This is a genomic window from Pseudomonas sp. Pseusp9, from assembly GCF_059491265.1.
The window spans coordinates 2773987-2786667 of record NZ_CP168500.1; the positions used below are offsets into that span (position 1 = coordinate 2773987).

General features: G+C 58.9%; 15 protein-coding genes. 5 read left to right on the forward strand and 10 right to left on the reverse strand.

Annotation, left to right across the window (positions count from 1 at the left end):
- Window positions 1-3 precede the first annotated feature (3 nt).
- Complete coding sequence (locus ACEN8E_RS12550) at window positions 4-1329, forward strand: sigma-54 dependent transcriptional regulator (RefSeq protein WP_495592879.1); 1326 nt, start codon at window positions 4-6, stop codon at window positions 1327-1329.
- A 58-nt stretch (window positions 1330-1387) separates the two neighbouring features.
- Here ACEN8E_RS12550 and fapF read toward each other — a convergent pair whose 3' ends face one another.
- From fapF to pnuC, 8 genes are all read right to left on the reverse strand, one after another.
- Window positions 1388-2695, reverse strand: coding sequence for a fibril amyloid transporter FapF (fapF, locus tag ACEN8E_RS12555; RefSeq protein WP_495592880.1), 1308 nt, complete (start codon window positions 2693-2695; stop codon window positions 1388-1390).
- Between the two features lie 46 nt (window positions 2696-2741).
- The gene (gene fapE / locus ACEN8E_RS12560; protein WP_495592881.1) at window positions 2742-3503 is read right to left on the reverse strand and encodes a fibril amyloid subunit FapE; all 762 of its coding nucleotides are present in this window, start codon (window positions 3501-3503) and stop codon (window positions 2742-2744) included.
- A 26-nt stretch (window positions 3504-3529) separates the two neighbouring features.
- On the reverse strand, window positions 3530-4210 hold the full coding sequence (fapD, locus tag ACEN8E_RS12565) for a fibril amyloid maturation endopeptidase FapD (protein WP_495592882.1): 681 nt from the start codon (window positions 4208-4210) through the stop codon (window positions 3530-3532).
- 61 nt (window positions 4211-4271) lie between these two features.
- Window positions 4272-5129, reverse strand: a complete 858-nt coding sequence (gene fapC, locus ACEN8E_RS12570; protein WP_495592883.1) for an amyloid-like fimbrin subunit FapC — start codon at window positions 5127-5129, stop codon at window positions 4272-4274.
- A gap of 65 nt (window positions 5130-5194) precedes the next feature.
- Complete coding sequence (fapB, locus tag ACEN8E_RS12575; protein ID WP_495592884.1) at window positions 5195-5773, reverse strand: fibril amyloid subunit FapB; 579 nt, start codon at window positions 5771-5773, stop codon at window positions 5195-5197.
- 1 nt (window position 5774) lies between these two features.
- Window positions 5775-6224, reverse strand: a complete 450-nt coding sequence (gene fapA, locus ACEN8E_RS12580) for a functional amyloid chaperone FapA (protein WP_495592885.1) — start codon at window positions 6222-6224, stop codon at window positions 5775-5777.
- A gap of 483 nt (window positions 6225-6707) precedes the next feature.
- Window positions 6708-7232: an AAA family ATPase gene (locus ACEN8E_RS12585; protein ID WP_495592886.1), complete on the reverse strand. Its 525-nt coding sequence runs from the start codon at window positions 7230-7232 to the stop codon at window positions 6708-6710.
- Complete coding sequence (pnuC, locus tag ACEN8E_RS12590) at window positions 7229-7792, reverse strand: nicotinamide riboside transporter PnuC (protein WP_495592887.1); 564 nt, start codon at window positions 7790-7792, stop codon at window positions 7229-7231. The genes ACEN8E_RS12585 and pnuC overlap by 4 nt, the downstream gene beginning before the upstream one ends.
- Before the next feature lie 401 nt (window positions 7793-8193).
- On the opposite strand from pnuC, the gene ACEN8E_RS12595 reads away from it, so the two are divergent.
- Entirely contained in the window at window positions 8194-9024 is an 831-nt protein-coding gene (locus ACEN8E_RS12595; RefSeq protein WP_495592888.1) for an undecaprenyl-diphosphate phosphatase, read from the forward strand.
- The gene (locus ACEN8E_RS12600; protein ID WP_495592889.1) at window positions 9021-9458 is read left to right on the forward strand and encodes a DUF1294 domain-containing protein; all 438 of its coding nucleotides are present in this window, start codon (window positions 9021-9023) and stop codon (window positions 9456-9458) included. Before ACEN8E_RS12595 ends, ACEN8E_RS12600 begins: the two co-directional genes overlap by 4 nt.
- A gap of 7 nt (window positions 9459-9465) precedes the next feature.
- On the opposite strand, the gene ACEN8E_RS12605 is transcribed toward ACEN8E_RS12600, so the two are convergent.
- Together ACEN8E_RS12605 and ACEN8E_RS12610 are read right to left on the reverse strand one after the other, a co-directional pair.
- Entirely contained in the window at window positions 9466-9825 is a 360-nt protein-coding gene (locus ACEN8E_RS12605) for an MmcQ/YjbR family DNA-binding protein (protein ID WP_495592890.1), read from the reverse strand.
- Window positions 9822-10730, reverse strand: coding sequence for a LysR substrate-binding domain-containing protein (locus ACEN8E_RS12610; protein ID WP_495592891.1), 909 nt, complete (start codon window positions 10728-10730; stop codon window positions 9822-9824). Before ACEN8E_RS12610 ends, ACEN8E_RS12605 begins: the two co-directional genes overlap by 4 nt.
- Window positions 10731-10861: 131 nt before the next feature.
- Here ACEN8E_RS12610 and ACEN8E_RS12615 point away from each other — a divergent pair, with 131 nt between their 5' ends.
- On the forward strand, window positions 10862-11473 hold the full coding sequence (locus tag ACEN8E_RS12615; protein ID WP_495592892.1) for an FMN-dependent NADH-azoreductase: 612 nt from the start codon (window positions 10862-10864) through the stop codon (window positions 11471-11473).
- 168 nt (window positions 11474-11641) lie between these two features.
- Window positions 11642-12679, forward strand: coding sequence for an alpha/beta hydrolase family protein (locus tag ACEN8E_RS12620; RefSeq protein WP_495592893.1), 1038 nt, complete (start codon window positions 11642-11644; stop codon window positions 12677-12679).
- Window positions 12680-12681 lie beyond the last annotated feature (2 nt).

A 12681-nucleotide genomic window follows, 5' to 3' on the forward strand; every position in this document is an offset into this window, starting at 1 on the left:
GTCATGAGCGATGCGCCTGCTTTACGACGTTTACTAGTGGTGGACCCCTGCGACGATTGCCATCGCCTGCTCCCGGGACTGCGCGAAGTCGGTTGGGACGTTGATAGCTGCACGCTGGAGAACGCCGCTAACCGAACCTGTGACGTAGGTTTGTTACGCTTGCAGCCCTTTCACCTTGAACACCCGGAAGCTGTCAAAGAGTTGATCAGCCGCAGTGGCACCGAGTGGATCGCCGTACTCAATCAGGAAGTGCTGCGACTGCAAAATGTCGGCGACTTTGTCTGTGAATGGTTTTTTGACTTTCATACCTTGCCATTCGATGTGGCTCGGGTCCAGGTAACGTTGGGACGGGCATTTGGCATGGCGCGCTTGCGTGGGCGGGACACGGTCTATGTCGACCAGCCCGAGCACGAATTGCTGGGTGACAGCAAACCTGTTCGTGAGCTGCGAAAGCTGTTGAGCAAACTGGCTCCGACTGAATCTCCGGTGTTGATTCGGGGTGAAAGCGGCACTGGCAAGGAACTGGTCGCACGAACCCTGCATCGCCTGTCCCAGCGTCACAGCAAACCCTTCATCGCGATCAATTGTGGTGCGATTCCCGAACATTTGATCCAGTCCGAGCTGTTTGGCCATGAGAAAGGCGCATTTACCGGCGCGCACCAGCGCAAGGTCGGACGGATAGAAGCCGCCAACGGTGGCACCCTGTTTCTCGACGAGATCGGTGACCTGCCACTGGAGTTGCAAGCCAACCTGTTGCGGTTCCTCCAGGAAAAACACATCGAGCGGGTGGGTGGCAGTCAGCCGATTCCGGTGGATGTGCGGGTTCTGGCGGCAACGCATACCGACCTTGAAGCCGCTATCGAGAAGAAGCGCTTTCGCGAAGACTTGTATTACCGTTTGAACGTACTGCAAGTGGCGACCGTGCCGCTGCGCGAGCGTCATGGCGACCTGGCGACGCTGGCCAACCACTTTTCCCATTTCTACAGCCATGAAACCGGACGCCGCCCACGCAGTTTCAGCGAAGACGCGTTGATTGCCATGGGCAAGCACGACTGGCCAGGCAATGTTCGCGAACTGGCCAACCGCGTCCGTCGCGGACTGGTATTGGCCGAAGGCCGGCAGATCGAGGCCCGCGATCTGGGGTTGCTCAGCCAGCATACAATCGCCACGCCGATGGGTACCCTCGAAGAATACAAGTCCCGGGCCGAACGCCAGGCGTTGTGCGATGTATTGAATCGTCACAGCGATAACCTGAGTGTCGCCGCCAAAGTATTGGGTGTGTCGCGACCGACCTTCTACCGCTTGTTGCACAAGCACCAGATTCGCTGAACTGACGCCTGAAACAAAAAACCGTTGCGATTGGAGTGCAGCGGTTTTTTTGTCGGGGTCAGAAGTAGTAAGGGAATTTCAGGCTGAACTGGAAGTCCGGGGCATCGTCGGTCATGCCGATGGACAGGTTGGGGACGATGGTCAGATTATCGGTGGCGGCAATGGTCATGCCGATGTTGAAGTAGCCGGCGTTGGCATCGCTGGAAACCACAGATTGCCAATCCCCTCCATCTTCCTTGAGCTTGCTTTTGCTTTGCACCAGGTCAGAGACCGAGAACGACATGCTCATCTTTTCGTTCAATGCGAACGCAATACCGGCGCCGATCTGGAAACTGTCGCCAATACGGACTTTGCCAGGTGTCTTGACCGCCGGGTTGGAGCTGATGTCGTTGAAAGAGTCTTCCAGGTTGTGTGTGTAGGACAGGCTGCCGAACAACACTGCCGGATCGAACGTCTTGACCAGAGAGATTCCCGGCGTAATCGACCAGACGCCATTACCGGTAGGCAAGGATTCAGGCACGGCCAGGTTGGAGTTATCGGCCGCCCGAATCAGCTTGATGCCGAACGGGTCTTTGCCGGTCGGTGCCTTGACGCGCAAGGTCACCACGGCATCCGGCGTGTTGGCTGATTCGTCGAGGAATTTGTAGGCGATACCGAAGTTGACGTCACCAATGGCCGGATCTTCTTTGACGGTATCTTCGGTCGTGACGTTGGCGGTGCCGTTGTTGCCGCCACCGGACTGGTACGTGGATTGGCGGTAGACCACCGGCACGTTCAGGTCGAACTGCCAGCGATTGTTGAAGTTGTAGCGGCCGGTGAGGTCAAGCGTCCAGGTGTCGGCCTTGATCCGGTCCAGGTTGATGGCGCCCAGGAAGATCGAGTCCAGTGCGAGAAAACCGTTGAGGATCAGTTGGCGGGTATCGTATCGAGAGTAGGTTATCCCGGTTTCGAAGCTGAACTTGCCGCCGCCGAAGAATCCGCTGGCCTCGTCATACAGGTTGGAAACACTTTGCGCCGGTTGTGAGTCATCGGCCAGCGATTGTCCATAAGAGCTGCCGCTGCCCCCGGCGGCGCCCCCTGAAGCCGCCGCGGCGCCAGTGCCGGTGGCGACTTTTGGATTGCCTTTGAGGTCCGCAGGCGATTTGGCCAGGCGTTTAGGGGGGGGCGCAGCAGGCTGGTCTTCGACCTGCCGGACCCGTTGTTCGAGAACCGCCAGGGCTTTTTGCTGTGCTTCGTATCGCTGCTTCAACTCTTGCAGTTGTTGTTTGAGAGCCTCCACATCCGCGTCAGTTGCTGCCTGTGCCATCGTCGTCGGGAGTAGAGTGCTCAAGCATATGACTGCACGCAGTGATACTGATCGGAACATGAAATAAGCCGTCCATTTGTGCCCAACACTCGAGACTCAGCGTAGTTCAATACCCCAGGGTCCGTAATGCAGCGAGTTGGCTCAGGTTGCTCTCCAATACACCAGCACTCGGGCCATTATTGTTGAGCACTACGTTGAGTTGAGCCATGTTGTCGACCACATTGCTGCTGCCCAGCAACCGGGTGTTTTGCAACAACCCGCCCTGGGCGACCTGTTGCAGGCTTGAGCCCTGGTTGTTATTGGCAGTAATGGCCATCTGGACACCGCTGCCCGTCGCAGACACCGCGACACTGCCTGCAGCATTGCTGCCGGTAATGGTTTGACCGGCTATCAGCGCCTGGCCCTGGCTCGGCACCAGTGCCGGGGCGGTGCTGGCCTCTTTGACGTTGATGGCGATGTTGTTGCTTGAACTGTTGCCATCGCCTGCGGCCCGGGTGACCTGGGTGATGCCCCGAGAGGTGTTGAGTCCGGCGCCACCCATCACGTTACCGGTACCCTCGTTGTGCGAACTGCCTTTACCGGATTGTTTGATGGTCGAAACATAGAACTCGGGCTTGACCGTTTCAGCCTGGAGTTGCATCGAGCTGGATGCCCCGATCAGATCACCACTGGCGTTGCGCCAGGTACTGCTCATGACGACTCCGAAACTGATGATCCGCCCCGGCATGACATACCGGCCACGCAACTCGGCCAGTTCCTGGTCCTTGAGTTCGACGGGTCTGAATTCATCAGCAAAACCTGATGTGGTCGCTGCCAGACAGGCAGCGACCACCCAATACGAGGTTTTCATTTGCTGCTCCCGGAGCATCCTGCCCCCTATCATCTTGTTGGCGATTAAAAGAAGTCGCTCTGTATGAAGCCAAAATCCATCAATTCAGCGTCTTTGACCGGATTGAAATTATCCATCTTGTTTTTGGCTGTCAGCGGTTCCGGCGGGCTGCGTAACGCGTTGGTTTTGTCGTAACCGGGACCGACGATGGCGAAGACAATGCCATTCCAGCCTTTGACAAAGTCATCATGGGAGTAGCGTTTGTGACCGAGCACCGGGTCGCCGATATAGACCCAGTTCTTGTCCGCCCGCTGCATCACCACGAAGTGCTTGTAGCCGCGAATTTCCATCAGTACCACCACCGGAATCGTCACTGCATCGAGTCTTTCAGGCGGGATTTTGTAGCCCCGGGCGCGCATGCCGATGCTCTCTATGTAGCGCTTCATGTCCAGCATGGAAAAACCCTGGGTACGTACAAGGTCCTGGTCGGCGTAGACCAGCATGCCTTTGATGATGTGCTCCTCATCGACGTCGAGCCAATAGGCCTGGCGCAGTATCGTTGCCAGCGCGGCGGCGCCGCAGCTGAAATCGGTTTTCTGTTCGACGATGTCGCTGAACTTGCGCTCGCGCAAACTCTGTACGTGCTTGTACACCAGCACGCCACCCGGCAGGGCGGCAACCGGCATCTGTGCAGCCTGAGTCAAGCCAGACAGGCAGAGCAGGGCGAAAAGGAAAGCCTTACGCATGATCGATACGCCTTGGGACTGTGTTAACCCCCCGTCGCCGGAGCTTTCATTGCAATCACGATTACAGACAGGACTTGCAGCCCGCGGCGATGGACAGCGAGTTGCTTTGCTGGTTGCCCACACCGGACGATACGTTGGCTCCGCCGTTGCCGGAGAAGTTGTTCATCGAGCCCGTCATCGTCGCGTTGTTGGTTACAGGGGATTTCCAGCCTTCTGGAGTCATCACTTGTTGGGTGGCTACGCCAGCCAGACCGAGTACATCCACGGTGACGAATTCAGTCTGGGTGCTAACGCCATGATTGCCGTTGTTGGTGACCTTCAGCCCGGACGTGCTTTGGTTGGCCGCCGCTGCTGCCAGCGCTACACGACCGCCGGAAACGGCAATCGCCAGGTTGTTTTTCTGTTGGTTGAAGTCGCCAGTGGTCACGTTGATGCCGATGTTGCCGGAACCGCTGTTGCCTGCGTTGTTGAGCGTAGTGGTGTTGGTGTTGGAGTGGTTCCTGGCGGTGTTGCCGGTGCTCTTCTGAGTCGCGCTGGAGACGGCGACCGCAGTACCGAAGATGAAGGCCTCGTCAGCAGTGGCAAGGGCGGCGGCGTTGTCTTGTTGGTTGCCGTTACCGGCTGCAACGTTGGCACCCATGTTGCCGTTGGAGTTGTTCAGGGAGTTGTCGATTTTAGCCTCGTTCCTGGTGCCCCGGTTCACTACAGTGCTGTCGCTGCTTTCCTGCGTGTCCATCACGGCGGCCCCGGCGCCTGCTGTAACTTGCAGGACCTGTTCCAGAGTCGGGCCTTCAGGCTGATGCTTGTCGCCATGTCCGTTGCCCTGCTCGTGATCGTCCAGACCACCTGCCTGTGCTGCGAATGCCATCACTGCTGCCAGAGCGAAAGCCAGTGGTTTGAGAGCAGTTGTCGGGTTCATGGTGTTTCTCCGTGCTCATTAGTTGGTCAAGTGTTGGTACTTCCCTAATCGCACTGTATCGAGGGTCAGTCAGCGACCCGGATGGTCAGGGTGTTAGCCATCCGGTTCCCCACCCCGGCACTCTGGTTCACCTGGATCACTCCCTGGCTGCCGGTGAAGGCCTGGTCGCTTGTCACGACCTGGCGACTGCCGTTTGGGGCACCAGTTGCACCCGAGTTCGGTAACAACGCCACGTTCTGTTGAGAAAGGGCGCTATCGTCAACGGCCTGCGGCGCAGCGCTGATGCTGATGCGCATCGCATTGGCCATCTGATTGTTCGCTCCGGCACCCTGGTTGACGCCCAGTACACCGTTGCCATTGCTGAAGGCGGTGCCGCCGATACTGGCGGTCGCGCCCAGTGACGGATTGGCGGACGTGGTGATTTGCTGCTGGACGCTGGTGGTCGCACCGGCTTCGGTACCAATGGCGATCGCGCGGACGTTGGCCTGCTGCTGTTGATCACCGGCTGCCTGGTTGACGCTGAAGTTGCCTCGGTATTGAGTACCGGAATCCTGGAGGGTGGCGCTGTTCATCGAACTGACGCCCGAATCGGCCATGACGCTGGTGCAGCCAAGCAGGGCAAGTAGCAGGAGGGAACGACTCATCTCATTGGCCTCCGGCCATTCTGCCCAGTGAGCCGAGGCCGCTGTTCATGGCACGATTGATGGTTCCGGAAATCGCGCCGCCACTGCCCCCGCCGTTGCCGATGGACATGCCAGGCAAACCGTTGGGGCTGGTGACGACGTTGAGGCCTTGCATGCCACCCGGGCTTTGCCCGTTGCTGTTGCGAAGGGCTGTTCCGGTGGTGACCCCGGCAATGTCGGCGTCACTGAGTTCGCCGATGACGCGGGCCGATGGGTTGGCATTGACAGTGTTGTTCGGGTTCGGATCCCTGCCGCCACTGCGACCGATAGGCGTTGTGTGAATGGAACGATCGAGCACGATGACACCGTTGCCTTCGGCTTGTACGTTCGAACCGAGAACAGTACTGGCAACACTCGCGATCAGCAGGAGGCACGTCAAGCCTGTTTTATTGAGAATCCTCACAGTGGTCATTCCTTCTTTCCTGGCTGGCCCTGGGCAGCCATGGAAGGGAGAGAGCGAAAGCTGTGCCGGTTTCTCAATATGGCTTTGATTCAATGGCTTACAGAGTTTGTCGGTAAACACTTTGTCGGGGATGTTTCATCGGTGAGACAGCGCCCGTCGCGGGCAGCCCGCAAAAGCGGATGCACCGCTCTGATGACCCCCTGTAGGAGCGAGCTTGCTCGCGATGGTCGTTAACGATTCCGTGTGTTTACTGACTAAACGCAGCGCCCTTGAGTCCATCGCGAGCCTGCTCGCTCCTACAAAGTCCTTGACTGAACAGCATTGCCCACTGGAATGAGGGTTCCAGTGATCCTGTATCAATCCCTTAACAAATCCGCTGGCCAAGCGATGAAGGGCGTTGAAATGGGCTGTTTGAGACAGGGAGGGTGTTTCAGGATCGGACATTTTTCCCCAAGCAGGGTGGGGGAGTGGGGAAATCCCTCCAAATGCCCGTCAGGCATCGAGCAATCGGGTCACCGCGCCCAGTGCCTGGAGTCGGCGTTCTGCCCAATCTCCGTGCAGTACTTGAACCGGTTGTGCGTGGTGCTCAAGCCAGGCGAGGGTCTGGTCGAAAAAAGCCTGGCGCTCACTCAATCCGGGCTGACAACGCTGACCGTCGTCAGTCCATTGGACGTGCTCCGGCGACAGCAGCAGGTGCAAATCATAGTGCCGGGCCAGAAGCGCTTGTTCAATCCAGGCGGGGCAAACGCCAAACAGGGTTTGGCTCCAGAGGATATTGCTCAGCAAGTGAGTGTCGAGGATGAGCAAGGACGGTTGTTGCGCCCGCGCTTCGTCTTCCCATGCCAACTGACCGCGGGCGATGTGTGTAATGTCCGCCAGCGTGGTGTCCCGTGGGTTCCGTTCGATGAACCAGCGCACATATTCGTCAACCAGAATCCCGCCAAAATGCTGTTGCAACTCGGCCGCCAACCAGCTTTTACCGCTGGATTCGGGGCCTGTGAGTACCAGGACTTTCATGCGTGCAACGCCGGATCGGCGCGCCATTGACGCCAGCCCTTCACGGCGATAACGGTGAACAACCCGTACAGCGTGGCGGTCAGGTACAGGCCTTTATAGATGAACAGCCAGACGAAAATCACATCCAGTGCGATCCACAGCGGCCAGCACTGGATACGTTTTTGCGCCATCCAGACCTGCGCCACCAGGCTGAATCCGGTCAGCGCCGCATCGAGCCAGGGTTGCGCAGCGTCGGTCCAGTGGACCATGGCCGCTCCCAGCAGCAGGCTGCCGAGTGCGCCAATGGCGAGGCTCACCGCCACGGACCGGCCATCGAGCCGACTGACTTCGCGGCCATGCGTTATTTCACCGGCCCGTGTCCACTGCCACCAGCCGTAAAGCTGCAAGGCGGCATAGACGACTTGCAACAGCATGTCCGAATACAGCTTCACCTCAAAAAAGATCCAGCTATACAGCAGCACCATGACCAGGCCGATGGGCCAGCACCAGGGGTTCTGTTTGACCGTCAGCCAGACGGCAATGACACCGAGGGCGGCGGCAAACAGTTCAAGCCCGGACATGGAGGTTCCTTGGGGAAATCGAAGTGGGGGACGATTGTAACCGGATTGACGTACGCAATCTCGTGGCGAAGGCGTGTGAAACGGTCCTGAAGTATGCCGAGTCCTGTCGGCTGCCTGCCGATTGCAAAAGGTCCGATCGCCGCGGATTCTTGTTCCTGTCACAAACCATTGCCAGCATCCAGCCACGCCATGTCGCACGAGCCTGTGCGAGCGCTGCCTGGACTTGTCTGCTAGGATTCCGGCCCCGCGCGGGTAAACCAGATTCAGGGTGGATTTTTCACAGGATTTTTACGCTGGTGTGGTGATCCTTGGCGCGTGGGGCTTCAGTACGCTGATCGCAATGAACGCTTTTGAAAAATACTAACGGGGCATGCCGGCGCGCATAGCCTTTTGGGGGATTGATGGATCTTTGGACCGCCTTTCAGGCATTGATTCTTGGGGTTGTAGAAGGGCTGACCGAATTCCTGCCCATTTCCAGTACCGGCCACCAGATCATCGTGGCCGACTTGCTCGGCTTCGGGGGCGAGCGGGCAATGGCGTTCAACATCATCATTCAGCTCGGTGCCATCCTGGCGGTGGTGTGGGAGTTTCGACGCAAGATCCTTGACGTGGTTATCGGTCTGCCGACCCAGCCGGGTGCCCGGCGCTTTACCGCGAACCTGTTGATCGCGTTCTTGCCGGCCGTGGTGCTGGGCGTCATTTTTGCCGACCTGATCCACGAGTACCTGTTCAATCCGGTCACCGTGGCAACGGCGCTGGTCGTGGGCGGGTTCATCATGTTGTGGGCCGAGCGCCGCCAGCATGAAGTGCATGCCGAAACGGTGGATGACATCACCTGGAAAGATGCCCTGAAAGTTGGCTTCGCCCAATGCCTGGCGATGATCCCGGGCACTTCGCGCTCAGGCTCGACCATCATCGGCGGGTTACTGTTCGGCCTGTCGCGCAAGACCGCTACCGAGTTCTCGTTCTTCCTGGCGATGCCCACCATGGTCGGCGCAGCGGTGTATTCGGGCTACAAGTACCGTCACCTGTTTGTCCCGGCGGATTTCCCGGTGTTCGCGATTGGCTTCGTCACGGCGTTCGTCTTCGCGATGATTGCGGTGCGCGGGCTGCTCAAGTTCATCGCCAGCCACAGCTATGCGGCCTTTGCCTGGTATCGCATCGTTTTTGGTCTGTTGATTCTGGCGACCTGGCAATTCGGCTGGGTTGACTGGAGCGCGGCCAAGCCGTGAGTGACTCACGCTCGCGTTCGCAGAATAACCCCGGACGCCAGTCCGGGGGACAGATCCGCCATTCACGGCTGAAATGGCTGGTGTTTGCCATCCTGTGCGCATTGCCGCTGTCGGGTTCGCTGTCGTCATGGCTGCATGGGGAGTCGCTGATTCCCCTGGCGGCCTACGGCATCGTCAGCGTCGTGACGTTTTTTCTGTACTGGAGCGACAAGCGCAAGGCCCGCGCCGATCAATGGCGTACGCCGGAGAACGTCCTGCATGCGCTGGAGTTCGCCGGAGGCTGGCCCGGCGCGTTGCTGGCCCAGCAAGTGTTTCGGCACAAAACGCGCAAAGTCTCGTTCCAGTTGGTGTTCTGGATCATCGTACTGGCGCACCAGGTGTTCTGGATCGATCATCTGTTCCTTGGCGCACACGGGTTCGCCTTGCTCCAATAAAGAGGCACTACAGCAAGAGTCCGACCTGAGTGCGCTTTGGCAATCTGCTCACCACCAATTGGTGGGAGCGTTGCAGCAATCCCTGTAGTTCTTCGTTACCGAGCGGGTAGGGCGTTTCCATGATGATCCACTGGGCGCGTGCCAGATAAGGCGCCGGGTGAATCCCCGGGCGGTCGCAATGACCGAGAAACACGTCCTTGTCGACCTTGAAGGCCAGGGAGTCGCCCCGCAGACCCTGCAAGGCGAACATCTTGTTCCCGGCAATCGAAAACACCCGTACGCCTCCCCATTTGTAGTCTTCCCGCGTTCCGGGCAGGGCGAGGCAAAATTGGGCAACATCCTCTTCGCTCATCCGTCCAGCCTTCATAACAAGCGTTCCCCACAGGCATCGAATGATTCAACCAGATGGTCAATCCAGGCGCGTACCGCCGGCATCACCCCGCGTCGATGAGGATAGACCGCCTGCAGCCAGCCACCGGGCAACGACCAGTAGGGCAGCAACTGCACCAGTGAACCGTTTTCCAGTTCCTGCTCGCAATACATCATGGGCAACATGGTAAAGCCCAGGCCGGAGAGGGTGCTGGCCTTGCGCACGATAAAGTCATCGATGCCCAGCCGGGCCTCGAGTGCGAGTTCGCAACTTTTGCCTTTTTGATCCAGCATGCGGATGTGCACCATGCGGTCGGCTTCCAGCGCGCCGAGCACCGGCAGGCTCTTCAGGTCCTCGGGATGGTTGATCTCACGGCCGACGAGAAAGCCGGGACTGGCGACCATCAGCATCTGCGCCTGACGCAGCCGGCGCGTAACCAGCAGCGGGTCTTCGTCGCCCAGTTCCCGCACCCGCAAGGCAACGTCAATGCCTTCGTTGACCAGGTCAACCCGCCGATTGAGCAGCATGACCTCCAGCTGGACTTGTGGAAAGCGTTCCAGAAAGTCGCTGATCACCCCTGGCAATATCTCGTGGGCCAGCCCGACCGGGCACGACACCCGCAAACGCCCGCGGGGTTCGCTGGACATGCTGGCCACGGCCTCGTCGGCCATTTCCGCCTCCAGCAGCATCGCCTGGCAGTGCCTGAGGTAGCGCTCACCCACGGCGGTCAGTTTCAGTTGTCGGGTGGTGCGTTGCAGCAAGCGCGCGCCCAGGCGTTCTTCCAGTTCGGCGATGCGGCGTGACAGGCGTGACTTGGGGATGCCCAGCAATCGTCCGGCTGCCGCGAATCCTCCGGCTTCCACGACTTTGGCGAAGTAATACAGGTCGTTGAGGTCTTGCATGATGTGAGCCTGATTGTTCTATCTGTGAGACGAACTATCGCATTATTGCCGTCTAATCAGCTATTGGTTTCGTCTGTAGCATTAGTCCCATCAGATCGCCCTTGTGGGCGATCCTCACTTGGAGATCCCACATGAAACTGCTGCATATCGATTCGAGCATTCTTGGCGACAACTCGGCTTCCCGTCAGTTGAGCGGCGAAGTCGTTAAAGCCTGGCAAGCTGCCGAGCCAACCGCCGTGGTGACTTACCGTGACCTGGCCGCCGACGCGATCAGCCACTTCTCGGCCACCACTCTGGTCGCCGCCGGCACCACCGCTGAACTGCGCAACGCCGCACAACAGCACGAAGCCGAACTGAGCGCCTCGACCCTGGCCGAATTCCTCGCCGCCGATGCCGTGGTGATTGCCGCACCAATGTACAACTTCACCATCCCGACTCAACTGAAAGCCTGGATCGACCGCATCGCCGTTGCCGGTCAGACCTTCCGTTACACCGAAGCCGGCCCTGAAGGCCTGTGCGGTGGCAAGAAAGTCGTGATCGTTTCGACTTCCGGCGGCATGCATGCCGGTCAGGCAAGCGGCGTTGCCCATGAAGAGTATTTGAAGTTGCTGTTCGGTTTCATCGGCATCACCGACATTGAAATCGTCCGCGCCGAAGGCCTGGCTTACGGTGACGACGTTCGCAACAAAGCCATGAGCGATGCTCACGCGCAGATCAGCGAGCAACTGTTCGCCGCTGCGTAAGGCCTGCGTAAAGAACACAACCGTTCAGGTAATACCCCAAAAAACTCTGTATTCTGGTTACGCAAGTACCAGCTACGGAGTTTTTTGTTTCTGGTCGTTTCAGATTGTGGCCTGACTTATGCAGTCAAGGGTTCACGTCTCAAGTCCGGTAACAAGGTGGGGCATCCCATGATGCGTCTTTGTGCAACTTTACTGATTTGCTTGCTCAGCAGCCTGAATACAGTGCACGCCGCGCCTGCACCGCATCCGCACTGGAGCGTCGGCTTTCATGAGATGACTTTTCTCGACCCTCTGGACCTGCAGCCGATGCGCGCCATCGCCTTCTATCCTTCCAGCGATTGGGAGCACACCAGCAAGCTCGAGGGTTACACCGTCGAAGCCGGGGAAGACACCAAAGTCGCCATTGGCCGGTTCCCGATGCTGATGCTGTCCCACGGTAACACCGGCACCCCCCTGGCCCTGCACGACCTCGCCACATCACTGGCGCGTAAAGGCTTTGTCGTGGTGGCGGTGATTCACCCCGGTGACAACTCCAGGGACCACAGCCGCCTCGGTACTTTGAGTAACCTGTATGGCCGGCCGATCCAGATTTCCGAAGCCATAACCGCCACCTTGGGCGACCGTATGCTGTCGCCGTTCGTCAATGCCGATCAGGTGGGCGTCATTGGCTATTCGGCCGGTGGCGAGACCGCATTGATTCTGTCTGGTGCGACCCCGGACCTCGATCGCCTGCGCCGTTACTGCCAGGAGCGTCCCGATGACCGCGATGCCTGCAACACCCGGGGTGAATTGATTGTCGACCGCGACGACCTGCAACCGGTGGCTGACCCTCGCGTCCACGCCTTGATGCTGATGGCGCCGCTGAGCCTGAAGTTCGGCCGCCACACCCTGGCCGATGTGCATGTACCGGTGCTGCTTTACAGCGGCGACGGCGACAAGCTGGTGGCTGTCGACAAGAACGCCGCGGCACTGGCACGCAAACTGCCGACGGCGCCTGACTTCAAGTTGCTGGCGGGAGCAGGGCATTTCATCTTCATGGCGCCATGCAATGACGAGCAGATCGCGATCATGCCGGCGCTGTGCACCGATGCCGATGGCGTCGACCGGCAAGGCATTCATCGCAATCTGATCTCTGAGGCCGGAAGCTTCTTCTCGCGCACCCTGGGCCGGCCGACCCGGGCCGGGATGCAAACGGCTGATCAGTAATT

Bases quoted from the DNA above. Each gene is read 5' to 3' on its own strand.
- ACEN8E_RS12550 (WP_495592879.1), top strand. From the start codon at position 4: ATGAGCGATGCGCCTGCTTTACGACGTTTACTAGTGGTGGACCCCTGC.
- fapF (WP_495592880.1), bottom strand. From the start codon at position 2,695: ATGTTCCGATCAGTATCACTGCGTGCAGTCATATGCTTGAGCACTCTA.
- fapE (WP_495592881.1), bottom strand. From the start codon at position 3,503: ATGCTCCGGGAGCAGCAAATGAAAACCTCGTATTGGGTGGTCGCTGCC.
- fapD (WP_495592882.1), bottom strand. From the start codon at position 4,210: ATGCGTAAGGCTTTCCTTTTCGCCCTGCTCTGCCTGTCTGGCTTGACT.
- fapC (WP_495592883.1), bottom strand. From the start codon at position 5,129: ATGAACCCGACAACTGCTCTCAAACCACTGGCTTTCGCTCTGGCAGCA.
- fapB (WP_495592884.1), bottom strand. From the start codon at position 5,773: ATGAGTCGTTCCCTCCTGCTACTTGCCCTGCTTGGCTGCACCAGCGTC.
- fapA (WP_495592885.1), bottom strand. From the start codon at position 6,224: ATGACCACTGTGAGGATTCTCAATAAAACAGGCTTGACGTGCCTCCTG.
- ACEN8E_RS12585 (WP_495592886.1), bottom strand. From the start codon at position 7,232: ATGAAAGTCCTGGTACTCACAGGCCCCGAATCCAGCGGTAAAAGCTGG.
- pnuC (WP_495592887.1), bottom strand. From the start codon at position 7,792: ATGTCCGGGCTTGAACTGTTTGCCGCCGCCCTCGGTGTCATTGCCGTC.
- ACEN8E_RS12595 (WP_495592888.1), top strand. From the start codon at position 8,194: ATGGATCTTTGGACCGCCTTTCAGGCATTGATTCTTGGGGTTGTAGAA.
- ACEN8E_RS12605 (WP_495592890.1), bottom strand. From the start codon at position 9,825: ATGAAGGCTGGACGGATGAGCGAAGAGGATGTTGCCCAATTTTGCCTC.
- ACEN8E_RS12610 (WP_495592891.1), bottom strand. From the start codon at position 10,730: ATGCAAGACCTCAACGACCTGTATTACTTCGCCAAAGTCGTGGAAGCC.
- ACEN8E_RS12615 (WP_495592892.1), top strand. From the start codon at position 10,862: ATGAAACTGCTGCATATCGATTCGAGCATTCTTGGCGACAACTCGGCT.
- ACEN8E_RS12620 (WP_495592893.1), top strand. From the start codon at position 11,642: ATGATGCGTCTTTGTGCAACTTTACTGATTTGCTTGCTCAGCAGCCTG.